Origin of the sequence: Streptomyces sp. IMTB 2501 (genome assembly GCF_001953885.1) — a bacterium.
Classification (GTDB): domain Bacteria; phylum Actinomycetota; class Actinomycetes; order Streptomycetales; family Streptomycetaceae; genus Streptomyces.
Genome location: NZ_MQUS01000037.1, coordinates 37,467 through 59,274 on the forward strand (window position 1 = coordinate 37,467; position 21,808 = coordinate 59,274).

A 21,808-nucleotide genomic window follows, 5' to 3' on the forward strand; every position below is an offset into this window, starting at 1 on the left:
CAGATGCTGGTAGGGCGATGGCTGGACGCGGCGGGTATCACCGATCCTGTCCTTCGGCGCTGCAACACGGTGTGCGCGCGAGAGGTATCCGGTCTCGGCGCAGGGCGCGGCTTCTGGGGGGCGCTGCGCCTCGCGCCCGCAGCGGCACGGCCTCACATGGCGGCGCTGGGGGCACACGGGTGCCGTGCCGATGCCTGTGTAGACAGCGGGCCGGTAGAGAGGCGTCACCGTCGTCTCGCCGAGTTCGCGGAGGCCACCTGGGCGGCATTCGCCGCCGGCGGCTCCGACGACCCCGTCCTGCATGCCACGGTGCACACCTACCGGACCTTCGGAATGCCGCTGTCACTGATCGAGGACATGTTCACCGGGATGCAGCGCGACGTCGACTTCCGCGACTTCGCCACCTACGCGGATCTGTGCCAGTGGGCGATGCAGGTCGCCGGCTGCCCGTTTTACGGGGCCCTGTGGGCCGTGGCTGGCACCGAACTCACGGAAGCGCAGCCGCTGGTGCGTGAGTTCGCCGAACTTGGCCAGTTGACCGACGTGCTGTGCGACCTGTCGGAGGACCTCGACGACGGCCGCCTCTACCTCCCTCTCGAGGATCTCCACCAGTTCGGGGTCCACCCCGAGGACGTCAGGGCCAAACGGTGGACACCGGGCATGGCCGACGTCATCGCGTTCGAGGCCGAGCGTGTCACCGACGGGTTGACCGCTCTGACCGCTGAACTGGAACGCACCCCGGTCGGCCCCGTCATCCACGCATTGGCCGAGCATTTCAGGCTGCAAGTGGCCAGCGTGCTGGCCGTAGGTCAGGACGTGCTACACCGGCCGGTGCAGCCACCCATGGGCGCCTTCCTCAACGTGTGGCGCCCTCACATGCGCGCCGTCATCCCCTGCTGACCATCGAAAGGACGTGTCGTGTCCACCGCCCTGAACCCCAGAGGCACACATATTCCGCTCCTGGAGGCTGAGCTGCTGCGCTGGGTGGGCAGCGGCGACAGCCTGCTGGAGGTGGCCTGCCTGGACGCCCTGTTCCCCCCGGGCAAGCTCCTTCGCCCCATCCTGTGTATGGAGTCGGCCAAGGCCGTCGGCGGCACTGCTGAGCAGGTGCTGGCGTTCGCGGCCGGCATCGAATGCCTGCACGTCGCCAGCCTCGTCCACGACGACATCGTCGATCAGGACCCGGTACGCCGCGGGCGGGCCTCCACCGCCGAGCAGTACGGCCTCGCCGAGGCCCTGGTAGCAGGCGACGGACTGTCGATGGCCGGCATCGCGGCCATGCTCAGCGGCGGCCCCGCCGAGCGCGTACTGCACGCAGCACGGGTCACCGTCGAGGCCCTGCGTCATATGTGCCAGGGCATCATGCGCGAAACCGAGATCCGCGGCGACCTGACCTGCGGCGTACCCGCCGTCCTGAACATCATGCAGGCCAAGACCGCCGCGCTGACCGGCGCCGCCTGCCAGGCCGGCGCCATCCTGGCCGGAGCAACCCTGGAGCAGCACCAGGCCCTACGCAGGTACGGAGAACAGCTCGGCATGGCCTTCCAGATCCGTGACGACCTGCTCCCCTACACCGCCGAGGACCAGATCACCGGCAAGACAGCCATCAGCGACGTCGCCAACCTGCAGCCCACCCTGCCCGTCCTGCTCGCCTACGAAGTGGCCGACAAAGCCGACCGCGACCGCCTGACCACCGTATTCCACGGCGACACCGACCCCGTCACCGCACACCGAGACATCCTCGCCGTGCTGACACGCACCGGCGCCCTCACCAAGGCGGCCCAGATGGCATCCTCACGCGCCGAACAAGCACACGTTGCACTCACCGGCCTACCGGACGCACTGAGCCTCGCCCAACTGGCCACATCAGCAGCCGACCGTCAGCACTGAGAGAGAGGGCCGGGGACTGGCGCGGTGGCTGATGCTCCGTTTCCAGTCCCCGCCCCTGGTCTGCACCGGGCTGGCCGCTCAGCCCTCACGTACAGGAGACCTGCGCTCATGAACACCTCCCGCATCCTCACGCGCTGCGCTCTGGCCGTGGCTGGGGCCGCCGGTGTCCTGGCGGTGGTAGTGGCTGTCATCCCCCAGGAGGAGACCCCGGCCGCTCAGAGTGGGAAGTCCCCTCCGCTCCTGGCCGCCCTTACGCAAGCGGCTTCGCTGCCGTACGCCTGCCAGGAAGCGATCTTCAAGACCGGGGATCAGTTCGCCACCACCCGCTACGCCGTCCCGGACGAGTTCTGGGACGCCGCTGTCGCCGCTCTGGGCAGTCTGACCGAGACCGAGCGGGCCGAACTCACCCGGCCTGCCTGTGCGGCGTGGAACAGTTGGGCCACCGCCAACAGCTCCGCCGTGACGGGTGAACTCGACAACCGCTACCGCAACGCCGCCCTGCCGATGTGCAACAAGTTCACCGTCGCCACTGTGGGAACGGTCAGGAAGTTCTCTGCGAACACTCCCGCGGCGGCCCGGGGCCTGGAAAAGGTGGTCAAGAAAGTGTGGACCGAGGCCATGACCGATCTTTCCGCTACGGCCTCCGACGCCGCCTGCCGCACCTCATACAGCACCGCCAAGACCGCCTGGTGACCATGCCGCTGCGGACTATGGTGACGCCCCTGCGCGACGATGCCCGCTGACTCTCAGGGCCAGTACAGCTGTTGTCGCTCCCTATGTGACGGGGGGTCACCACGACGACCAGGGTTCACCCAGCAGTGTCGGGTCTCGGCTACGTACCCAACCCGCCTCACCTGATCGTTTGCCAACCAATCCAGTCGCCGCAGGTTAACGAGAACAGAACGACTAACTTCGCTGTCAAAGGACATCCACCGACAGCGAAGCGAGTCGTGTGCAGCGCGCTGACCTGGGCCGACTGGATTGGATGCCAACGGGGGCCTGCCAGTTGGCCTGACGCTGTCCGGAATGGGTACTGCCTGCGCGCCCTTCCGGCGCGGACGTTGTCGGAGACCGGATCAGGCATGGCCCGACTTTTGTCAACCTGCCGACGCAGTGGGTTGGTTGTGCAGATCTACCAGCGTGCGCACGAGTGGCGGGAACCAGTCCTCGCCCGATGAGTGGCGGTCGGCAAGCTGCTCGATGGCCTCAGCGGGCGTCGGACGGCCCGCGGGATCATGGTCGAGGCAGCGGGCGACGACGCCGGACAGGCGGGACGGCAGCAGGCCGAGAGCGGAATCAAGGGACTCGCCATCCGCCGGCACGGCCCCGGCTGCGTGGCAGAGCACCATGCCGAAGGCGTAGAGGTCTGTGGCGAAGGTGACCGGCGCGCCGGTGAGCTGCTCGGGAGCGAGGAAGCCCCGAGTGCCCACGACATGATCGGTACGGGTGATGGCGGTGCCGTCGAGGGCTCGGGCGATGCCGAAGTCGATGACGCGCGGACCGGTGCCGGAAAGGACGATGTTGCCAGGCTTGAGGTCACGGTGGACGATGCCGCACTGATGGATGCCCTGGAGGGCTTCGGCGATACCGAGGGCCAGGATCTGGACGGTCTTGGGCGGCAGGGCACCGTGTCGGCTCAGGACCTCGTGCAGGGACGGGCCGGGAATGTACTCGGTGACCAGCCAGGGTGGGTCACCGTGCGCATCGGCATCGACCACGGACGCGGTGTGGAAACCGCCGACCTTGCGCGCGGCACTGATCTCACGGGCGAAGCGCTGACGGAACGCGGGATCGGCGGCCAGTTCCCGCTGGATGACCTTGACCGCGACCAAGCGCTCGCCCGGGGAGTGTCCGAGATAGACCGTCCCCATCCCGCCTTGGCCCAGTCTGGCTGTCAGTCGGTAGCGATCGATCCGGCGAGGGTCGCCCTCCCGTAAAGGCTGGCGGGCGGGCGGGAAATCCGACTGCGGGTGCGACAGCGGCGCGGTTCGTGTGACCTCCGTCCCGCTGGACGTGATGGCGGGCACTGCGCGATCTTTCTGTCCCCGGATCAGGGCGGACCGCTTCTCGGCCTCAGCGCGCGGAACTTCGGAGTCCCGGTCGCGTTCGGCCTTGAGAAGCCGGGCCCGGTTGTCGAGAGCAGCGCGCATCTGCTTCTCCATCGAGTCCTGGAAGGAGGTGGGGGGTTCGATGGCCTTCAGCTCGACGCGGTTTACGCGGATGCCCCACTTGCCGACCGCTACGTCGAGGACGCCGCGCAGGGCCATGCTGATCTCCTCACGGGAGGTGAGGGTGCGTTCGAGGCCCATGCCGCCGATGATGGTGCGGAGCGTGGTGATCATCAGCTGCTCGATGGCCTGGATGTAGCTGGCGACTTCGTAGGTGGCGGCGCGGGCGTCGGCGACCTGGTAGTAGATGACTGGGTCGATGTTGACGACCAGGTTCTCCTGGGTGATCACCGGCTGGGGCGGGAACGGTACGACCTGTTCGCGCAGGTCGATGCGGTTGCGGACGGTGTCGATGAACGGGACCACGATGTTCAGGCCCGGGTTCAGGGTCCGCGTGTATCGGCCGAAGCGCTCGACGATGGCGGCGCTGGCCTCGGGGATGACCTGGACGGCCTTGAACAGGGCGATGAAGACCAACACCACCAGAACGACCAGGACGATGATGACCGGATTCATCGCTGCTCCCCCTGCCCATCAGGCTCCCCAGGCACCGGACCCGGATTGCGCCTGTTGACGCCCGCACAGAACATGCCAGGGCTACACCGTGATGCGTTGCGACGCGCCAGTACTGATCGATTCCACAAGGCGCCTTGCAGTATGCCGCAACTCAACTCACTTCCGTGAGTACTCAACGTGCTTCACGCCGGAATATGCGAGCGTCCCGACCCTCAGCTCGAACGTCTCGGCATCACGCATCGCGATCCGATCGGCGGCATGGACGTCGACGATCACGGCTGAGTCGTCCGCGCAGCATAAGAAAAAGTCCCCGCACGGTCAGGGCTCACCGCCAAGAAGCTGCTGAAACGGCTGGGTTCACTGTCGATCGCCTCGATTGGATGGCAGGGGACAGCGCCCCAACTGTGCGTCTCTGTCGATCTGGGCCTGTCTCAAGCGAACGGGTCCGATGCCCCTCTGGTCTCATACGAAGTGCTATGTGCGGGGGCGAGGTGCACCATCAGCCAGCCAGGGCGGCAGACGCCAACGTCTGATCGACGACGTCGATCGGTAGGCCGGTCCCGGGCGGGAAACGTCAGGCGGGCGAGGAGAGCGGGACCACCCATTCGACGACGGTGCCGCTCGGCTGGTTCGAGGACAGGGTGAACGTGCCGCCCATGTCCTCCGCGCGTCGGCGCAGGTTGGCCAGGCCGCTGCGGCGGGTGACCTGAGGGTCGGTGCCGCGGCCGTTGTCGGCCACACGCAGCTTCACGAAGGTGTCGGTGACCTCGACGCCGACGTCGACGCCGGTGGCGTTCGCGTGCCGGGCGGCGTTGGACAGGGCCTCACCGAGCACGGCCAGTAGCTGCTCGGCCTGTTCGGCGGACACGGCCGTGTCCAGGAGCCCGGTCATGCGCAGCGCCGGGGCGAAGCCGAGGGACTCGGTGGCCCGTTCGGTGGCCGTTACCAGTTGGGCGCGCAGCCCGCTGCCGTGACGCGCCTGCTCGTGCTCGCGCAGGGCGTAGATGGTGGAGCGGATGATCTTGATGGTGTCGTCCAGATCGTCCACGACCCGCTGGATCCGTTCGCTCACCTGCGGCCGGTCGGATACCCGGCCCAGCGTGGACTGGAGCGACAGCGCGCCGGCGAACAGCCGCTGGATGACCAGGTCATGAAGGTCCCGGGCAATCCTGTCACGGTCGTTCAACACGAGCATGCGCTCCGTGTCCCGCCGGTGCTCGGCGACATCCAGGGCCAGTGCGGCCTGGTTGCCGAAGCCGGTGACCATGTCGACCACGGCGTCGGTGAAGGGAAGGCTGCCCGGTACGTTCGCCACCTGCAGCACCCCGCGGACGTGCTCCCGGGTGCCGAGCGGCACGAAGAACGCCGCCCCCAGCTCCACGATCGAGGCGCTGCCGCCCTCGGCGCGCGGGTCGGCGCTCACAGCATCGCAGGTGATCGTCTCACCGGATGTGAAGACCTTCGCGGCCAGCGCCGTGGCGGGCAGCACCAGCCCGTGGACCTCCTCGGCCCGTGTGCCCGAGGCGGCTTCGACGACCAGCTCGCCGCGGTCGCCCACCGGCACCGCCAGGGTGACCAGGTCCGCGCCGGCCATCTCCCGCACGGTGGCGGTGAAGGACGCCAGCACCGCGGCGGGCTCCGCGCCGGACAGCAGGCTGCGGGTCAGGTCGTTGCTGGCCGCCAGCCACCGCTGCTTGCGGCGGGCGTCGTCGTAGAGGCGCGCGTTGTCGATCGCCACACCGGCCGCCGCGGCCAGCGTGCGCAGCACCACCTCGTCGTCCGTGTCGAACTCGGCACCGCTGCGCTTGTTCGTCAGGTACAGGTTCCCGAAGACCTGGTCGCGCACCCGGACGGGCGCGCCCAGGAAGCTGGTCATCGGCGGGTGCCCGGGCGGGAATCCGGCGGACGCCGGATGCTCCGCGAGGTTGGCCAGGCGCAGCAGCTCCGGGTTGCGGATCAGCAGGCCGAGAATGCCCTCGCCGCGCGGGTAGTGCCCGATACGGGCGACAGCCTCGTCATCCATGCCGACGGTGAGGAACTGCTTGATCGTGCCTTCCTCACCGAGCACGCCGAGCGCCCCGTACTGTGCGTCGACCAGGGCGACCGCCGACTCCACGATGCGGCGCAGCACCACCTCCACGTCCAGGTCGGAGCCGACCACCAGGACCGCGTCCAGCAATGTGTGGACCCGGTCCCGGGCCGCCCGGACCTGCGCCACCTGAGCCTGCAGGTCGTCCAGCAGTGCGTCCAGCCGCAGCTGCGGAGATCTCCCGGACGTCTCCGCCTGGCGCGGATCCTGCGCGCGCTCGTCCACCACAGTTCCCCTCACCGACTCGCTGGGACACCCCAAGAATGCCCGACGAGCCGAGTCCGTTCGACGGTGCCCGGGTGGGCAGCGGGGCGGCTGCGGGATCCAAGGTGGTGCGACCTCTTCTGAGCAAGGGTCCCGACGCTACACTTGAAAGGTTCTTCAATTCGCTAGATGCCATGTCAAGCAAATTCTAGGGGAGGTGGTCCTCGCGGTGGGTAGGTTCGCCGAGGCCGTTCGGGAGCGGGTGCGCGAGGCGCGTGCCGCGCTCGCGGCGGCTCTTCAGACCGAGGACGCCTATGAGGTGGCCGTGGCGCAGGACGAACTCGACGACGCACTGCGGGTGGCGCGGAGGCATGGCATCGATGTCGATGGCGACGCGGCGCCGGAGGCGGGCAAGGGGTGATCGGAATGCCGGTTCCGTTGTACGAGGCGAAGGCGGAGTTCTTCCGGATGCTGGGGCATCCGGTACGGATCCGGGTGCTGGAGCTGTTGCAGGACGGACCGAGGCCGGTGCGGGAGCTGCTGGCGGAGATCGAGGTCGAGCCGTCGAGCCTGTCGCAGCAGCTGGCGGTGCTGCGCCGGTCCGGCATCGTCACTGCCACCCGGACCGGCTCGACGGTGGTGTACGAGCTGGCCGGCGGTGATGTGGCCGAGCTGCTGGCCGCCGCCCGCCGGATCCTGTCGGTGCTGCTGGCCGGACGGCGGGACCTGCTCGACGAGTTGCGCCGAACGGACACGATGCGGTGACCGGCGGGGATCGACGTTTCCGGCTGCCCTGGCACCGCCGCAGACCCGCCGCAGCCGTTGAGCATGTACGGCCGTGGGGGCATCGGCATGTCATCTCGGTACTGCTGGGGCCGGAAGCGGTCCGAGAGGCCCGGGAGGCGGTGGCGGAGCAGTTCCCCCTGGTCGGTGTAGCCCCCGGTTCCGCCTTTGCGGACGCGGTGCTGCTCGTGGTCAGCGAGCTGGTCACCAATGTGCTGCGGCACGCGCCACGCTCGCCGGTGACGGACGTGGGGATAACGGTCGCGGCCGGGCAGCTGGTCGTCAGCGTCGCGGACGCCGAGCCACGTCTGCCCGATCTCACCGACGACGGCATGGGCGCTGGGCTGCGGATGGTGGCCGAGCTGGCCGCAGACCACGACGGCGATCTCAGCGCCGAGCCTGCCGTCCACCACGACGGCAAGGTGGTCCTCGTCCGGTTCCAGATCCCCTCATAGAGCACACCCGGAGACAGAAGGTAGGCATACCCGGGCAGTGGCTTCGTCCGTATCGGTCCGCCAGGGCCGAACGGCCCTGATCTCCGGGTCGGCAGGCCCCTGTGCACACCGACCGCGTGTGCCGATCATCAAGGACATGAGGAGAAAGGAAGGCCAGGGTGATCGTTGTCGTGGGGCATCCCGATCTCACCGCGTCGACACTCGCGCTGCTGGAGGAGGAGCTGCGCTCCCGGCTGGCCGGTTTCGCCCGGGCGGGTAGGGCAGGGCTGGTCCGCGCCGGGAAGGGACTGCCCGTGGCGTTCGGGCGGGCGGCCAGGAAGGCCGGGCTGGCGATGGTGACGGTGCTCCCGTCCCGCAATGGCGTACCCGCGTATATCGCCGAGCCGGACCGGAAGGCCGCCGGGGAACTGCTGTTGCTGTCTCAGCAGGTGCGGCTGGTGGAGTACGACCCCGCGGACCGTACCTCGTGCATATCGGCCGACGAGGGTCTGCTGCGCTCATGCGCCCGGGTGCTGGCTGTGTGGGACGGCTCGCCGTCTTCCGGGAAGGATGCGACGGCGCACCTGGTGGCCTATGCCCGCAGCCACGGTGTCGATGTCGAGGTGCTCTGGCCACAGGGGGCCGAGCACGGGGCCGTCCAGGGAGAACTGGCATGACCACTCCGTCGGCCTCCTCCCCTTCAGTGGCTCGTATGGTCGAGCTGGTCCGGGAGGAGTCACTGAGGCTGCTGGCGAGCGTGTCCATGGGGCGTGTGGGCTTCACTCATCAGGCCCTGCCGGTGATCAGGCCGGTGAACCACCTCGTCACGGACAACGGCGACATCGTCATCCGGACGCATGCCGGGGCCGCCCTGCTGACCAGCGCCTCGGCGTCGGAGGTGGTGGTGTACGAGGCGGACCGCATCGACGAGGACACCCACACCGGCTGGAGCGTCATGGTCACGGGCAAGGCGAGCCGCGTGACAGACCCGCAGGTACTTTCCCGTTACCACGTCGAACTCACCCCCTGGGTCAACAGGGACATGGAGTACGTGGTCCGCATCAAGGCCGAGCTGGTCGCCGGGTACCGCCTGACGCGGTGAGCCGATACCCCAGGTACGACGTCACAGGTCGTTGCCCGCGTAGGAGAGGTTGAAGCTCTTGTTGGTCAGCGGGAAGTCCGGGACGATCGTGTCCGCCAATGCCACGGGTAGCGCAGGCCAGTTGAAGAAGGACGGATCGACGGGTTTGACCCGGGTCAGGGTGCCGTCGGCGGCGAGTTCGACGCGGGTGGCGATGGTGCCGCGCCAGCCCTCCACCAGGCCCACACCGCTTCGAGGTCCCGCGCCGGGCGCGGGTGACGACCCCAGGACGGCTCGCGGGGCGGTGAGGCCGTCGGCCAGGTGCGCGATGAGGGTGAGAGAGGTGTCGATCTCCTCGGCGCGCACCAGGAAGCGGGCCAGTACGTCACCGCTGGTGTGGACAGGGACGTCGAGCCGCATCCCGTACTCGGTGAAGGGGTGCGCGATGCGGGCGTCGTGCGCGAGGCCGCTGGCGCGGGCGGCGTAGCCCAGGCAGCCGATCTCCCGGGCGGCCTCGGTCTTCAGGACGGCGGTGCCGGTGAAGCGGTCGCGGATGGTGGAGTGGCCGAGGGCCAGGTCGGTGATCTCGCGGATGTCCTCGCCGATCGCCTTCAGCCGTCGTACGTCGGGCACGGACCGCAGTGCCGCGCCGCCAGGTACGACGCCGCCGCGCAGCAGCCGGTGGCCCGTGGTCTCCCGGTTGAGGCGCAGGAGTTGTTCGCGGACGCGCTGGGCATGGGAGTTGAGGATGGAGTGGCCGACGTCGTTGCAGAGCATGCCGAGGTCGGCGACGTGGTTGTGGATCCGCTCCATTTCCAGGAGCAGGGCGCGGGCCTGCCGGGCTTCGGAGGGTACGTCGGTTCCGGTGGCTTCCTCGACGGCCAGGCAGTAGGCCAGGGCGTGGCCGACGGCTGTGTCGCCGCTGATGCGTTCGGCCAGCGGCAGGCCGGCGGCGATGGTGCGGCCCTGGAAGAGCTTCTCGATGCCCTTGTGGACGAACCAGAGGCGGGCCTTGAGTTTGAGGATGGTCTCGCCGACGACGGAGAAGCGGAAGTGGCCGGGTTCGATGAGGCCTGCGTGGACCGGGCCGACGGGGATCTCGTAGACGCCGTCGCCCTCGACTTCCAGGAAGGGGTAGGGGCCTTCCTGTTCGCCGAAGGGTGGCGGGGGGCCGGCTTCGGGGTGCATCGGGTACCAGCCGCGGGGCCAGTGGAAGTGGCGNNGGGAAGGAGAGATGGGCCAGCGTCGGCAGTTCGGGGCGGTCGGGTTCGAGGCGGACGTGCAGTTCGGTGCGGGTGTCGGGTGGGCCCGCCGTGAACAGGTACACCACGCGGATGCCGTGCTCGTCGTGGTGCGCGGCGATCAGAGTGAGGCGATGGCCGCCGGTCAGCAACTCCTCGGCGCGCCGTGGCAGTTCAGCGGTGTTGATCTCTTCCGTGGTGCGCATGGGTCAGTGGCCTCCGATCGCCTGGGCGGCGGCGTGCAGCAGGTCGGTGAGAGGTCCGGTGGTGGTGCCCAGCGCGGCGCAGGCCATCAGGCCGAGGACCAGCGGCCAGATTCCCGGCTCCGCCGGGCCCGCCGGCCGGGACGGTGCCGGGCCGAGCAGCATCCGTGCGGTACGGGCGGCGAGCGCGGCGAAGGCGGCGAGGACCAGCAGCAGGGCCGCGGACGTCGCCCAGGCCAGGTCGGTGCCGGCGGCGAAACCGGCGCGGGCGATGCCGAGTTCGGAGGCGAAGAGGCTGAACGGCGGGAAGGCCATCAGTGCCACCACCGTGATCCCGAAGGCTCCGCCCAGGGACGGTGCCTGGGCCAGGAGCCCGCGGACCCGGCCGATCCTGGTCGTGCCGGTCAGGTGGAGGATGCGGCCGGAGGCGCAGAAGGCGGCCGACTTGGCCAGCCCGTGGCCGGCGATGTGCAGCAGCGCCGCGGACAGGGCCAGTGGGCTGCCGATCGCCGTGGCCAGGGCGATCAGGCTCATGTGCTCCATGCTGGAGTAGGCCAGCATCCGCTTGTAGTCACGCTGGGCCAGCAGCAGCCCGGCCGCAAGGGTGAGGGTGAGCAGGGCGATTCCGGCGAGCAGGACACGGGTGAAGCCGACGCCGAGCGCGGCGTCGGCGATGACCCGGTAGCGCAGGATCGCGGCGAAGGCGACGGACAACAGCACCCCGGACATCAGCGCGGAGACGGGTGCGGGGGCCTGGCTGTGGGCGTCGGGCAGCCANNATCACCACGTACTTCCAGGCGGCCTCCACCGAACTGCGGGTGCGGCGGTGGCCGACGAGGAAGGCCGTGACGATGGTGGTGGCCTCGATCGCGACCCACAGCACACCGAGGTTGGCGGTCATGACCGCCAGGCACATGGCGGCCAGAAAGGCCTGCACGAGCACGTGATAGCGCCACACGGTGTGGTCGCCCGCCCGTCCGGCGGCGCGTTCGCCCGCCAGGTATGCCGGAGCCGTCCCGCAAGCGATGAAGGCGACGGCGCCGACGACGAGCAGCATCCACGCGGTCAGGGCGTCGGCGCGCAGCAGCCCCGAGGAGGTGAAGGTGGGTCCGCTGTCGAGGACGTTCGCCGCCAGCAGGCTCCCGCACAGCAGGATCGCCACGGGTGACAAGAGCCCCGCCCAGTCGGCCGGATACCGCTGCGGGAACTGCTCGGGTTCAGGTTCCTCGGCCGGCAGGACGGGTGTCGGGGCGATCACCTTGGGTCGGCCGTGCGAGCGAATACGCGCCGGGCGAGGTGTTCGCGCACCGGTCATCGCATACGCGGCAGCGACGACCAGCGGTGCGGCAATGGGAGTGATCAGCAGCAGCGCGGCGCCTCCTGACGGATACGGCATCAGTCGTGCAACTCCCGCAGGTCGTCGATGTCGGTCGTACCGAACGCCTCCCGCANNGCAGCAGGAAGCCGACCACCTGGGCCAGCGCCCGTCTGCGGGTCACCAGCACGAAGAACCCGATCAGGACGACGGCGAGACCCACCGGCAGAGCGCGAGTGGCCGGCGTGGGGTGCAACTCGGTCAGGGGCCGGGCGACCGTGTAGGCGAGCAGCGTGAGCAGGGCGGCGGTCAGCAGCGAGGCGGCGACGTTGACCAGCGGCTGGGTCTCGCGGACCTCCTCGCTGCCACGGTCGGCGGCCAGCACGGCGAGCGCGCGCCGCATCAGATACGGCAGCACTCCCGCCCTCAGCACCCCCACACCCAGACCCACGGCGGTCAGGTCCCACCGTTCCTCGTGTGCGCCGAGCAGCACGGCGATGGCGGCCAAGGCCACGCCTTGGACGGCGAAGACCCTTACGATCGCGGCGAGTTCGCGCTGCCACAGTGCGAGCACGGCCGCCAGCAGGAACGCCCCGCAGGCGAGGTCGAGGAACTGGGTGTACAGGTCGCCGCTCATGATGCTCCGTTCAGGAAGTAGGAGGCGGTCACCGCGAGCAGCGCGAGCAGGAAGGAACCGGCAAGGAGCTCCGGCACGCGGAACAGGCGCACCTTCGCCCAGAACACCTCGGCTGCGGCGAGTGCCGCCCCCAGGAGTGCCACTTTCACCGTGAACAGCACCAGCGCCACCAGCAGGGCGGCCCAGGAGAGGCTGGTGGCGATGCCCCAGGGCACGAACAGCGAGGACAGGAGCCCGAGCAGCAGCGTCAGGCGCATCTGCGCACCGAGCTCGACCAGTGCGAGGTCGGGCCCGGCGTACTCCAGCACCATCGCTTCGTGAATCATGGTCAGTTCGAGGTGGGTGGAGGGATTGTCCACCGGGATCCGGCCCGTCTCGGCGAGTACCGCCACCGCGAGCGCGGCCACGGCCAGCAGCCCGGCGGGGGAGGCGAGGCGGGCCGGCTGGTGGATGGCGCCGGAGACGATCGCCGGGACGTTGGTCGTCCCGGCTGGTATCGACAGCGCGAACACCGACAGCAACAGGGTCGGCTCCACCAGGGAGGCGACCGTCATCTCACGCGAGGCGCCCATCCCGCCGAACGCCGTGCCCGTGTCCAGGCCCGCCAGGGCGAGCGCCAGAGTGCCGAGCGCGATGAGCGCGACGACCACGATCAGATCCGCGTGCGAGCTGACCGGGGTGTCGGTGGACAGCAGCGGCACCAGTGCGGCGGCCACGACGGTGGTGGCGACCAGCAGGGCGGGGGCGGCCCGGAAGGCGGGCCCGGTCCCCACGGGCGTGATGGGCTCTTTGCGGAGCAGTTTGCGTGTATCCCGCCAGGGTTGGAGCACTCCGGCACCGGCCCGGCCCTCCAGCCGGGCCCGCACCTGCCGCATCCACCCGGTCAGCAGCGGCGCCCCGACTCCGACCACCAGGACCTGTCCGGTGACGGCCACGTACCCGATTGTGTTCATCACCAGCCCACCGCCAGTGCCAACAGCAGGACGATCAGTCCGGCGAAGCCGTAGCCGAGATACAGGTGGACGCTGCCGCCCGCCAGACGGCGTGCTCCCTGCCCGGCAGCGGCCAGTCCGCGCAGAACGGGCTCGTACAGGCGGTGTTCGATCCGGTCGGGCACCCGGTGCTGGAAGCGCACGCGTTCCACCAGGTAGGCCGACTCCCGCACCGGGGTGACGTTCACATCCTGCTCAGGGGCGAGAACGTCGTCGAAGACGCGTTGCAGGGGTTCGGCGAACGAGGTGGCCGTGTAGGCCATGCGGGGCGTCGGGGCGCCGCCTCCGCAGTCCCACAGCCGGGCGCCCGTCCGGCGTCGGCGGCGGCCGTAGAGCCGGGGCAGACCGACCGCGACCAGGAGTGCGACGGTGAGGGCGGCCACCACCCACAGCGGCGACAACTGGGCGGAGATATCGGCGAGTTCCACCTTCGACCCGCTGTTGGTGAGTGCCCCGCTGCCCGGCAGTCCGACCGCGCCGACGGCCCGGTCGAGACTGCCGCCCAGCAACCCCGGCACCACCGCGAGCGCCACGGTCCCTGCGGAGAGCAGGGCCATCCCCGCGAGCATCAGCGGCGGAGCCTCGCGCGCCGACGCGGCCCGTTCGTCACGCGGCCGGGCGAAGAAGCCGACACCGAGTGCCTTGACGAACACGGCCGCGGCGATGCCGGCCGACAGCGCGATCAGCGCGACCGACAAGGGCAGCACGACAGCCACCGCGACACCCGGCACCTGCAGCCCGTGGATGAGGGCCTGTAGTAGTAGCCACTCGCTGATGAAACCGTTACCGGGCGGCAGGGCCACCGCGCCGAGCGCGGCCAGTGCGAAGAAGGCGGCGGTGGCGGGCATCCGGGAGCGCAGCCCGCCGAGCCGGTCCAGATCACGCAGGCCGGTGGAGCGCAGGACCGACCCGGCCGCGCAGAACAACAGGGCCTTGAACGCGGCGTGGTTGACCACATGCAGCAGCGCCGCCGCCAGCGCCAGCGCGGCCAGCGGCCGGTCGCCATGGGAGGCGAAGAGCCCGCACGCGCCGACGCCGAGGAGGACCAGACCCATGTTCTCGCTCGTCGAATACGCCAGCAGCCGCTTCAGGTCGGAGGCCATCGCCGCCTGCAGGATGCCGTAGACGGAGCTGGCGCCGCCGACCGCCAGCAGGCCGAGCCACCACCACGCCTGGCCACCGCCGAGCAGGTCGAGCCCCACGCGGACGAGGCCGTAGATGCCAAGGTTGACCATCGCGGCGCTCATCAGCGCCGAGACGGGGCTGGGGGCCTCGGGATGCGCCCGGGGCAGCCAGGCGTGCAGCGGCACCGCGCCCGCCTTCGAGGTGAACGCCAGCGCCACGAGTACGAAGACGAGTCCGCGCACGGTCGCCGAGAGGTCGTGTGCGCCCGCCCGAAGTGCGGCGAAGGTCTCGCCTCCGGACTGCGCGGCGAACAGCGCGAGCCCGGTCAGCAGCAGCACCAGCCCGAGGTGCGTCATCACCGCGTACCAGACACCGGCCTGCCGCACCGAGGGCCGCTCCCGGTGCTCGGCGAGCACCAACAACAGCGACCCGAGCGCCATCAGTTCCCACAGCACCAGGAACGTGGACACCGACGCCGCCACCGGTACCAGCAGCAAGCTGAGCGCGAACAGCGGCAGCACCGCCTGCGCCGTCCGCGAGCCGAGTCCCCGCGCGCCGTGCCCGGCCGCGTACCCGACGCCGTACACCGCGACCGCGGCCACGACCGCCCCCGCCACCGCCATGAACAGACCCGCCAGCGCATCCACCGCAGCGTGCGCCCCGGCCAATGGCAACAGGCCCGCGTAGACGGCCTCCCAGCGGCCTCCGCCCAGTGCGGCCACCCCCGCAGCGACACCCGCCACCCCCACACCGGCCGTCAGGACCCCGACGACCGGGATGCGCGCGCGGTACGGCAGCCCGATCCCTGCCAGCGCGCCCGCGCCGCCCAGTCCGGTGGCCGTCGCGAGGGCGGCCGGAATCACGCTCACCGTCCGGTCACTGTCCTGAGCGCCGCCACGATCGCCTCCGGCTCCGGCGGACACCCCGGCACCGTCAGATCCACCGGTACGACCTCGCAGACCGCGCCCTCGACGCCGTACCCGCCGGCGAACTCCCCGCAGCCGATCGCGCAGTCCCCGACCGCCACCACCAGGCGCGGCTCGGCCATCGCGGCGACGGTGCGGCGCAGCGGCTCGGCCATGTTCCGGGTCACCGGCCCGGTCACCAGCGCCATATCAGCGTGCCGGGGCGAGGCCACAAGCCGCGCCCCGTACCGCTCGGCGTCGTACACCGGGTTGAACGCGGCAGCGATCTCGATCTCACAGCCGTTGCACGACCCCGCGTCCACACACCGCACCTGCACCGAGCCGCCCAACTGCCCGGCCTTGTCGGGTACTTCACCCTCCGGGCGTGGCGGCGTGGGTTCGGCGACCCACCCCGTGGTCCGGATCTTGCGCAACAAGCCCATGAACCTCTCCCGGTTGGTGGCGAGGACTTCAGCAGATCATCAACAAGGCAACCAGCGGTTGGAGTTACGACGCTTTTCCTACGTTTTGCATACTTCGAGGAGACTTTGCTCCTCGGGCCTGGCCGAGCGGCTCCGTAGGGTCGGAATCAGAAGAGGTGGGGCGATCGTCTCCTCGGACCGCCTCCCGGGGGACGATCGCCGTCCGATGGCCTGGTGTACGGCGGCTTCCCCTCCGGCACGGCCGCCCGCACGGCCGACCGGAGAGGGAGCCACGAGGCGACCGTCTCCCGGTTCCGCGAGGCTGTCCAACTCCCGGGAGACGATCGCCGTCCTATGGGCCGTCGTTACGACGGCGGTTTTCCTTCCGACTGAGCCGCTTTCAGGTCGGCGAGCAGTTCTGCCTGCCCTGCCAGTACGCCGGAGAGGATCGAGCGGGCCACCCGCAGCAGTTCCGCGACCTCGGGGCTGGCCAGTGAGTAGTACACGTTCGACCCCTCCTTGCGGGTGCGCACCAGGTTCGCCCGCCGCAGCACGGCCAGTTGCTGGGAGAGGTGTGCGGGCTCGATGCCCACCTGGGGCAGCATCTCCGCGACCGCGTGCTCGCGCTCGCTCAGCAGCTCCAGGACGCGGATGCGGGCCGGGTGGCCGAGCGTTTTGAAGAACTCGGCCTTCAGCTGGTACAGCGGTGTACTCACCGTGCCGTCCTCTCCCCAGCACGGCACGGCCTGACCGGCCGGACCACTCGGCATCGCATCCACCCACTCATCAAGAACATGCGACCCATCCTCGCCTGTGGCACCGGCAGAACCGAACTGCCCATCGAGGAGTCAGGTCACCCATATTCGGCGGTGACGACCTCAGTAATTGCTAACATTAGCAAGTCCATAGCCCCGGTGAGGGAGGCATGTATGAGAATCACCCCGTTGCACGGCAGCGGAGTCGTCTGGCTCAAGTGCCCCGCCTGCCGTCTGAAATGCCGCCCCGCCGCCGTCGGCCCGGACGGAAACTGTCCGCGCTGCGGCGACGTCCGCATGCTCAGGCTGTCCTTCGGCGGCCGTGCCTTTCAGGCGGCTGCGGACAGCGACCGGCCCGCACAGGGCTCTGACTGGGGCTCGCCGGCCGTGCCACCGGCCCGGTGAGAGAGCCGGGTCAGGCCTTCTTGACCACGCTCGACTTCAGCTCCTGCTGACCCTCTGCCGGAGCCCACGGCCCTCGGCCGTGGGCGGCAAGGCGTTGCCGGCCGTGGCGGGATCAAGGGCAGGTGATCGACGGCGGCTGCGGTGGCCCGGTATCCCTGCCCTGTGCCGCGCACCCGGCTTCCTGCTGTCGCTGCGGGGTGTGGGAACGACCCGTCGTACAGCATGTCAGCCGGCGGACCGCATGCCACCTGCGGGCCCGTACCCGCCTCCACCAGGGGTACGGATCACCAGTACGTCGCCCTCGGTGACGTCCGCGGTGTCGCAGCCGCGCAGTTGCTGGGTGCGGCCGTCGGCGTGTTCGATCAGGTTCTCGCCGAGGGCGCCGGGTTCGCCGCCGGCCATGCCGTAGGGCGCCACGTGGCGGTGGCTGGAGACGACCGCGACCGTCATCGGCTCGGCGAACCGGATCCGGCGCTCCACACCGCACCCGCCGTGCCGGTGGCCCGCTCCGCCGCTGCCCTCGCGGATGCGGAACTCCTCTACGCGCACCGGGTAGCGCCACTCCAGGATCTCGGGGTCGGTGAGGCGGGAGTTGGTCATGTGGGTCTGCACGGCGTCCGCCCCGTCGAACTCCTCGCCCGCACCGGATCCGGAGGCGACGGTCTCGTAGTACTGGACGCGGTCGTTGCCGAAGGAGACGTTGTTCATCGTGCCGGAGCCCTCGGCCTGGGCACCCAGGACGGCGTACAGGGCACCGGTGACGGCCTGGGAGGTCTCCACGTTTCCGGCGACGGTGGCGGCCGGATAGGCGGGGGAGAGCATGGAGCCGGCGGGCACGCGCACGTCGAGGGGTTTCAGGCAGCCGCTGTTGAGCGGGATGTTGTCGGCGACCAGGGTGCGGAACACATACAGCACGGCCGCCATGACCACGGACGTCGGCGCGTTCAGATTGCCGGGCTGCTGAGGTGAGGTGCCGGTGAAGTCCAGGACGGCGCCGCGCCGTTCGCGGTCGACGTGCAGGGCGGCCTGGATGACGGAGCCGTTGTCGGTCTCGTAGCGGTGTTGCCCGTCGTCGAGGGTGGCGACGATACGGCGTACGCATTCCTCGGCGTTGTCCTGGACGTGCCGCATGTAGGCGTGGACGACGTCGAGGCCGAACTGCTCGATGACACGGCGCAGTTCGCGGATGCCCTTCTCGTTGGCGGCGATCTGCGCGCGCAGGTCGGCGAGATTGGTGTCCGGGTCCCGCGAGGGGTAGCGGGCGCTGGTCAGCAGGTGGCGGGTCTCGTCCTCGCGGAAGTGACCCTCGCGCACCAGGAGCCAGTTGTCGAAGAGCACGCCCTCCTCGTCGATGGTGGTGCTGAACGCGGGCATGGATCCGGGGCTGATGCCGCCGATCTCGGCGTGGTGTCCGCGCGAGGCGACCAGGAAGAGCAGCCGCTCGTCCGCCTCGTCGAAGACCGGGGTGACGACGGTGATGTCGGGCAGATGGGTGCCGCCGTGGTACGGGTCGTTGATGGCGTAGACGTCGCCGGGCCGGAGCGAGCCCTCGTTGCGACGCAGGACCTCCTTGATGGATTCGCCCATCGAGCCGAGGTGCACGGGGATGTGAGGCGCGTTGGCGATGAGATTGCCGTCCGGGTCGAACAGCGCGCAGGAGAAGTCGAGGCGTTCCTTGATGTTGACCGAGTGGGCGGTGCTCTCCAGCCGTACGCCCATCTGCTCTGCCACGGACATGAAGAGGTTGTTGAAGACCTCCAGCATCACGGGGTCGACGGTGGTGCCGACCGCCGTACGGGACGGGCGGGGCCGGGAGCGGGTGAGGACGAGGTCGCCGTGCTCGTCGCCTGCGGCGCGCCAACCGGGGTCGACGACAGTGGTCCCGTCCGCCTCGGCGATGATCGCCGGGCCCTCGACCGCGTCCCCGGAGAGGATGTCCTCGCGCCGGTACAGCCGCGTGGGCTGCCAGCGGCCTTCGGTGAACATCCGCACGGTGGCGGCGGGTCGCAGCGTTCCGGCCCGCCGCGGCAGCACGGTCGTCGTGGTGGTGCGCGGACCGGAGGAACCGGTGGCCTCGACCGCGAGGGCCTCCACGACCAGCGGCTTGCTCATGGTGAAGCCGTACCGGTCGCGGTGGTCGCGTGCGAAGGCGGCTCGCATGTCCTCGGCCGGGCCCAGCGGCACGGGCAGCGAGAAGTCGGTGCCCTCGTAGCGCAGCAGGGCGCGGGCGGCCGTGCGGACGGTGGCGTCCGGCACGCCGTCCTCGCGCAGCTGGGTACGTGCCCGTTCTTCCAGCTCGGTGCGGACGGCCTCGACGCGGGCCGCCGTCTCCGGCCGGTCGAGGGCGGCCTCGATGGACCGTTCGCGCAGCGCGATCGCGTCCGCCATCCCGATGCCGTACGCGGAGAGCACCCCGGCGAGCGGCGGGATCAGGACGGTGTCGATGCCGAGCCGGTCGGCGACCGCGCAGGCGTGCTGGCCGCCCGCGCCGCCGAAGGCGACCAGTGCGTAGCGGGTGATGTCGCGGCCGCGCTGGACGGAGATCTTCTTCACCGCGTTCGCGATGTTGAGTACGGCGATGTCCAGGAAGCCCGCCGCGACCTCCTCCGGGCCACGATGCCCTCCGGTGGCGGCGGCGGTCTGCTCGGCGAACTCGGTGAAGCGGGCACGCACCGCGGCCTCGTCCAGCGGCTGGTCGCCGTCCTTGCCGAACACCCGGGGGAAGAAGGCGGGTTGGATGCGGCCGAGCATGACATTGGCGTCGGTGACGGTCGGTGGCCCACCGCGCCGGTAGCAGACCGGGCCGGGGTCTGCGCCGGCAGAGTCCGGGCCGACGCGGTAGCGCATCCCGTCGAAGTGCAGGATAGATCCGCCGCCCGCGGCGACGGTGTGGATGTCGGTCATCGGCGCCCGCATCCGCACCCCGGCCACCTGGGTGCCCAGGACCCGTTCGATCTCTCCCGCGTAATGGGAGACATCGGTCGAGGTGCCACCCATGTCGAAGCCGATCGCCTTGGTGTGGCCGGCGAGCCTGGCGGCTTGGGCCATACCGACGACGCCGCCCGCAGGGCCGGAGAGCACGGCGTCCTTGCCCCTGAAGTGGCCGGCCTCGCGCAGGCCGCCCCCGGACTGCATGAACATCAGCCGTACGCCGTTCAGTTCGCTCGCCACCTGGTCGACATAGCGCCGCAGGATGGGCGAGAGGTAGGCGTCGACCACGGTCGTGTCGCCCCGCGGCACCAGCTTGATCAGAGGGCTCACCTCGTGCGAGGAGCTGACCTGCCGATAACCGATCGCGCGGGCCGCTTCGGCAACGGCGGCCTCGTGATCGGCGTAACGGTAGCCGTGCAGGAAGACGACTGCGGCGCTGCGCAACCCGTCAGCGTACGCCGCCGCCAGCGCCTCGCGCGCGGCATCCAGGTCAAGCGGGCGGACGGGCTCGCCGCGCGCACCCACCCGCTCCTCCACCTCGACCACCCGGTCGTACAGGGCCTCCGGGACCAGGATGCGGCGGTCGAAGATGCGCGGACGGTTCTGGTACGCGATACGCAGGGCGTCCCGGAAACCCCGGGTGATGACGAGCACGGTCGGCTCGCCGGTATGCGTCAGCAGCGCGTTGGTGGCGACGGTGGTGCCCATCTTCACCACCTCGATCCGGTCGGCCGGAATGGGCTCGTCCGTCTCCAGGCCCAGCACCAGCCGGATCCCGGCGACGGCCGCGTCCCGGTACGCCTCCGGCCGCTCCGACAGCAGCTTGCGGCTGACCACCTCGGAATCCGGCGACACCGCCACCACGTCGGTGAAAGTGCCACCACGGTCGATCCAGAACTGCCAGCGACCCGTCATGCACCCATTGTGCGCGGTTGCCGGTGATCGGTCGGCAGGTGCGGGTCGCTGTTTCCCGACAAGCAGCGAGGCGGAGCGAGAACGCCGGACAATAGCGAGTGCCGTGGGGACGTCCTCCGAGGACACACCAGGTGGATGAGGTGCCCTGGACGTGTGGGAGGCCCGGTGACGGGGGACAGGATGTGAACGAGGGCGTCGACGGCGGGGTTTGCCGCCCACCGGATCGGTCGACATGCACGATGCCACCCCGCCCGACGACCGCCGTGGCACGCCGCCGGAGGCGCGCGGTTCCCGCCTCCGCAGGCGGCCCTGGGGGCTCCTACAGGAGGCTGCAGGCGACCGGCCCCAGCAGGTCGGCCAGCCGTCGGAAGACGTCGAGGAGCAGGTCGTCGATCGTCAGTACCCCCACCACCCGGTCTCCCTCCAGAACCGGAAGCCGGCGGACTCCGGTGCGACGGAACGTCTCGTAGCCACCTGGAAGTCGTCGCCGGCTTCCACCGTGACCGTCCGCGGTGACATGACGGTGTCCACCCGGGCGGCCTCCGCGTCCAGGCCGCCGCCCATCCCGCGTACGGCGAGGTCGCGGTCGGTGACGATGCCGTACGGCGCTCCGTCCTCGACGACGAGGACGGACCCGACGGCGTACTCGGTCATTCGTCGGGTCACCTCGGCCAGGGAGACGTCCGGTGCGACGCACACCGGGGGAGCGGTCATCACCTCGGAGACCTTCATGCGGCGGCTCCTCGCTGTCGGATTCCGGCCGCGCTCGAGCCCGTGTCAGAGGACGTCGAGCAGGT

At 70.1% G+C, this 21,808-nt stretch carries 21 protein-coding genes and 1 pseudogene; 10 read left to right on the top strand and 12 right to left on the bottom strand.

Translation table 11 applies throughout. The annotated features are described in order from the left end of the window. Positions 1 to 3: 3 nt before the first annotated feature. The 3 genes from AV521_RS39790 (at position 4) to AV521_RS39800 (ending at position 2,583) form a co-directional block, all read left to right on the top strand. On the top strand, positions 4 to 900 hold the full coding sequence (locus AV521_RS39790) for a squalene/phytoene synthase family protein (RefSeq protein WP_076095993.1): 897 nt from the start codon (positions 4 to 6) through the stop codon (positions 898 to 900). Between the two features lie 18 nt (positions 901 to 918). Next, positions 919 to 1,890, top strand: coding sequence for a polyprenyl synthetase family protein (locus AV521_RS39795; RefSeq protein ID WP_076095995.1), 972 nt, complete (start codon positions 919 to 921; stop codon positions 1,888 to 1,890). Between the two features lie 108 nt (positions 1,891 to 1,998). Then, positions 1,999 to 2,583 (top strand): hypothetical protein, encoded by a 585-nt coding sequence (locus AV521_RS39800; protein ID WP_076095997.1) that lies wholly within the window; start codon positions 1,999 to 2,001, stop codon positions 2,581 to 2,583. Between the two features lie 404 nt (positions 2,584 to 2,987). On the opposite strand, the gene AV521_RS51710 is transcribed toward AV521_RS39800, so the two are convergent. The 3 genes and pseudogenes from AV521_RS51710 to AV521_RS39810 form a co-directional block, all read right to left on the bottom strand. Beyond that, the gene (locus AV521_RS51710; RefSeq protein ID WP_256725885.1) at positions 2,988 to 3,917 is read right to left on the bottom strand and encodes a serine/threonine-protein kinase; all 930 of its coding nucleotides are present in this window, start codon (positions 3,915 to 3,917) and stop codon (positions 2,988 to 2,990) included. Beyond that, positions 3,894 to 4,574: pseudogene (locus AV521_RS51715) on the bottom strand (SPFH domain-containing protein); the annotation flags it as partial. The pseudogene AV521_RS51715 and the gene AV521_RS51710, both read right to left, overlap by 24 nt. Positions 4,575 to 5,148: 574 nt before the next feature. Then, on the bottom strand, positions 5,149 to 6,888 hold the full coding sequence (locus AV521_RS39810) for a GAF domain-containing sensor histidine kinase (protein WP_076096001.1): 1,740 nt from the start codon (positions 6,886 to 6,888) through the stop codon (positions 5,149 to 5,151). A gap of 208 nt (positions 6,889 to 7,096) precedes the next feature. On the opposite strand from AV521_RS39810, the gene AV521_RS39815 reads away from it, so the two are divergent. The 5 genes from AV521_RS39815 (at position 7,097) to AV521_RS39835 (ending at position 9,186) form a co-directional block, all read left to right on the top strand. Continuing rightward, positions 7,097 to 7,288 carry a hypothetical protein gene (locus AV521_RS39815; RefSeq protein WP_076096065.1) on the top strand — a complete coding sequence of 64 codons (192 nt, stop codon included), beginning with the start codon at positions 7,097 to 7,099 and terminating at the stop codon, positions 7,286 to 7,288. 5 nt (positions 7,289 to 7,293) lie between these two features. Beyond that, complete coding sequence (locus tag AV521_RS39820) at positions 7,294 to 7,632, top strand: helix-turn-helix transcriptional regulator (RefSeq protein WP_076096068.1); 339 nt, start codon at positions 7,294 to 7,296, stop codon at positions 7,630 to 7,632. Then, entirely contained in the window at positions 7,629 to 8,105 is a 477-nt protein-coding gene (locus tag AV521_RS39825; RefSeq protein ID WP_256725876.1) for an anti-sigma regulatory factor, read from the top strand. The genes AV521_RS39820 and AV521_RS39825 overlap by 4 nt, the downstream gene beginning before the upstream one ends. Before the next feature lie 158 nt (positions 8,106 to 8,263). Next, on the top strand, positions 8,264 to 8,761 hold the full coding sequence (locus AV521_RS39830; protein WP_076096004.1) for a hypothetical protein: 498 nt from the start codon (positions 8,264 to 8,266) through the stop codon (positions 8,759 to 8,761). Continuing rightward, entirely contained in the window at positions 8,758 to 9,186 is a 429-nt protein-coding gene (locus AV521_RS39835; protein ID WP_076096006.1) for a pyridoxamine 5'-phosphate oxidase family protein, read from the top strand. Before AV521_RS39830 ends, AV521_RS39835 begins: the two co-directional genes overlap by 4 nt. A gap of 21 nt (positions 9,187 to 9,207) precedes the next feature. Here the strand turns inward: AV521_RS39835 and AV521_RS39840 are convergent, their stop codons facing one another. Beyond that, positions 9,208 to 10,353, bottom strand: coding sequence for a nickel-dependent hydrogenase large subunit (locus AV521_RS39840; protein WP_256725877.1), 1,146 nt, complete (start codon positions 10,351 to 10,353; stop codon positions 9,208 to 9,210). A gap of 262 nt (positions 10,354 to 10,615) precedes the next feature. Then, a complete protein-coding gene (locus AV521_RS51720) occupies positions 10,616 to 11,329 on the bottom strand; it encodes a proton-conducting transporter membrane subunit (RefSeq protein WP_256725878.1) in 714 nt (237 codons plus the stop codon). A 106-nt stretch (positions 11,330 to 11,435) separates the two neighbouring features. Between AV521_RS51720 and AV521_RS51725 the strand changes: the two genes are divergently transcribed. Continuing rightward, entirely contained in the window at positions 11,436 to 11,777 is a 342-nt protein-coding gene (locus AV521_RS51725) for a hypothetical protein (RefSeq protein ID WP_256725879.1), read from the top strand. 780 nt (positions 11,778 to 12,557) lie between these two features. On the opposite strand, the gene AV521_RS39855 is transcribed toward AV521_RS51725, so the two are convergent. From AV521_RS39855 to AV521_RS39870, 4 genes are all read right to left on the bottom strand, one after another. Next, a complete protein-coding gene (locus AV521_RS39855; protein WP_076096008.1) occupies positions 12,558 to 13,514 on the bottom strand; it encodes a respiratory chain complex I subunit 1 family protein in 957 nt (318 codons plus the stop codon). Then, positions 13,514 to 15,547, bottom strand: a complete 2,034-nt coding sequence (locus AV521_RS39860) for a proton-conducting transporter membrane subunit (RefSeq protein ID WP_076096010.1) — start codon at positions 15,545 to 15,547, stop codon at positions 13,514 to 13,516. Before AV521_RS39860 ends, AV521_RS39855 begins: the two co-directional genes overlap by 1 nt. Beyond that, positions 15,544 to 16,026, bottom strand: coding sequence for an NADH-quinone oxidoreductase subunit B family protein (locus AV521_RS39865; RefSeq protein WP_076096012.1), 483 nt, complete (start codon positions 16,024 to 16,026; stop codon positions 15,544 to 15,546). Before AV521_RS39865 ends, AV521_RS39860 begins: the two co-directional genes overlap by 4 nt. A 344-nt stretch (positions 16,027 to 16,370) precedes the next feature. Continuing rightward, the gene (locus AV521_RS39870) at positions 16,371 to 16,721 is read right to left on the bottom strand and encodes a metalloregulator ArsR/SmtB family transcription factor (protein ID WP_076096073.1); all 351 of its coding nucleotides are present in this window, start codon (positions 16,719 to 16,721) and stop codon (positions 16,371 to 16,373) included. A gap of 213 nt (positions 16,722 to 16,934) precedes the next feature. On the opposite strand from AV521_RS39870, the gene AV521_RS39875 reads away from it, so the two are divergent. Continuing rightward, on the top strand, positions 16,935 to 17,165 hold the full coding sequence (locus AV521_RS39875; protein ID WP_076096014.1) for a hypothetical protein: 231 nt from the start codon (positions 16,935 to 16,937) through the stop codon (positions 17,163 to 17,165). Between the two features lie 225 nt (positions 17,166 to 17,390). Here the strand turns inward: AV521_RS39875 and AV521_RS39880 are convergent, their stop codons facing one another. The 3 genes from AV521_RS39880 to AV521_RS39885 form a co-directional block, all read right to left on the bottom strand. Further along, positions 17,391 to 21,011, bottom strand: coding sequence for a hydantoinase B/oxoprolinase family protein (locus tag AV521_RS39880; RefSeq protein ID WP_076096017.1), 3,621 nt, complete (start codon positions 21,009 to 21,011; stop codon positions 17,391 to 17,393). A gap of 319 nt (positions 21,012 to 21,330) precedes the next feature. Further along, positions 21,331 to 21,438, bottom strand: coding sequence for a hypothetical protein (locus tag AV521_RS53030; RefSeq protein WP_371917102.1), 108 nt, complete (start codon positions 21,436 to 21,438; stop codon positions 21,331 to 21,333). Beyond that, positions 21,408 to 21,743, bottom strand: coding sequence for a cyclic nucleotide-binding/CBS domain-containing protein (locus tag AV521_RS39885; RefSeq protein ID WP_256725880.1), 336 nt, complete (start codon positions 21,741 to 21,743; stop codon positions 21,408 to 21,410). The genes AV521_RS53030 and AV521_RS39885 overlap by 31 nt, the downstream gene beginning before the upstream one ends. Positions 21,744 to 21,808: the final 65 nt, after the last annotated feature.

Excerpts from the sequence above, each read along its gene's own strand:
- AV521_RS39840 (WP_256725877.1), bottom strand. The coding sequence starts at position 10,353 with ATGCACCCCGAAGCCGGCCCCCCGCCACCCTTCGGCGAACAGGAAGGC.
- AV521_RS39885 (WP_256725880.1), bottom strand. The coding sequence starts at position 21,743 with ATGAAGGTCTCCGAGGTGATGACCGCTCCCCCGGTGTGCGTCGCACCG.
- AV521_RS39865 (WP_076096012.1), bottom strand. The coding sequence starts at position 16,026 with ATGGGCTTGTTGCGCAAGATCCGGACCACGGGGTGGGTCGCCGAACCC.
- AV521_RS39820 (WP_076096068.1), top strand. The coding sequence starts at position 7,294 with ATGCCGGTTCCGTTGTACGAGGCGAAGGCGGAGTTCTTCCGGATGCTG.
- AV521_RS39790 (WP_076095993.1), top strand. The coding sequence starts at position 4 with ATGCTGGTAGGGCGATGGCTGGACGCGGCGGGTATCACCGATCCTGTC.
- AV521_RS39875 (WP_076096014.1), top strand. The coding sequence starts at position 16,935 with ATGAGAATCACCCCGTTGCACGGCAGCGGAGTCGTCTGGCTCAAGTGC.
- AV521_RS39880 (WP_076096017.1), bottom strand. The coding sequence starts at position 21,011 with ATGACGGGTCGCTGGCAGTTCTGGATCGACCGTGGTGGCACTTTCACC.
- AV521_RS39835 (WP_076096006.1), top strand. The coding sequence starts at position 8,758 with ATGACCACTCCGTCGGCCTCCTCCCCTTCAGTGGCTCGTATGGTCGAG.
- AV521_RS39855 (WP_076096008.1), bottom strand. The coding sequence starts at position 13,514 with ATGAACACAATCGGGTACGTGGCCGTCACCGGACAGGTCCTGGTGGTC.
- AV521_RS39800 (WP_076095997.1), top strand. The coding sequence starts at position 1,999 with ATGAACACCTCCCGCATCCTCACGCGCTGCGCTCTGGCCGTGGCTGGG.